Consider the following 893-nt stretch of genomic DNA (forward strand, 5'->3'; position numbering starts at 1 on the left):
AGCTCGGCCTCACCGCGAGCAGCACGCGGCGCCTCGCCGCGCTGGCCGTCGCGGTGACCGAAGATGCCAAGCGCGTCGCCGCACGCTTGCGGCTGTCCAATGCCGAAACCAAGGCGCTTGACTCGATGGGCCACCGCTGGTGGCGCTTGGCCGCCAAGGACGAAGCCAATGCACGGCGGCTGCTCTACCGGCTCGGGGCCGAGCGCTATCACGATCGTGTGTTGCTGGGATGGGCGCGGGCCGGCGGCGATGTCGCCTCAATGCACTGGCGCGCGCTCGCCGAGCTGCCGCAGCGCTGGACCGCGCCGAAATTTCCGTTGAAGGCCGCGGATTTCATCGCGCGCGGCCTGGCCGAGGGACCTGCGCTCGGACATGTGTTGACGCTCGCCGAGGACGCTTGGCTTGCGGCGGATTTTCCCCTAGAAGAAGCCGCGCTCGCTTCCATCGCCGATCAAGCTGCGGCCCGCATCAGCCGCGACGAGAGAACGTGACCATCGTCTCAGCCCTCGCCGACATCTCGATTTTTCAGCTCCTGCTGGTCGCGTTGATGGCGTTGTTTGCTTCGATCATCGGTGGTCTCGCCGGTTATGGCACCGGCGCCTTGATGCCGCTGGTGCTTGTGCCCCTCGTCGGCGCCGAGCCCGTGGTGCCGATCATCGCGATCTCCGCCATCTTCACCAATTCCAGCCGCGCGCTTGCCTATATCCGTTATGCCGATCGTCGCCGCGCGCTGATCGTGCTGGCCTGCGCTGGCCTAACGACGGCGCTCGGCGCTTACGGCTATACGCGTCTCACAAATGCCGGTGCGGCGCTCGTGATCGGCGCCATGCTGATCCTGAGCGTGCCGCTGCGCCGCGTGCTTCGCCGCCGAAGCGTGCGGATCGGCGACCCCG

Annotated in this window: 1 protein-coding gene and 1 pseudogene; both read left to right on the forward strand. The window is 67.5% G+C overall.

Annotated features, from left to right (window positions below; translation table 11 throughout):
* Nucleotides 1-491, forward strand: a pseudogene (locus tag MOV74_RS39185) (CCA tRNA nucleotidyltransferase); the annotation flags it as partial.
* A partial coding sequence (locus MOV74_RS39190; RefSeq protein ID WP_246932973.1) for a TSUP family transporter occupies nucleotides 488-893 on the forward strand: 406 nt, incomplete at its 3' end. The pseudogene MOV74_RS39185 and the gene MOV74_RS39190, both read left to right, overlap by 4 nt.

Origin of the sequence: Bradyrhizobium sp. SHOUNA76, from assembly GCF_023006445.1 — a bacterium.
In the GTDB taxonomy this organism is placed as follows: domain Bacteria; phylum Pseudomonadota; class Alphaproteobacteria; order Rhizobiales; family Xanthobacteraceae; genus Bradyrhizobium.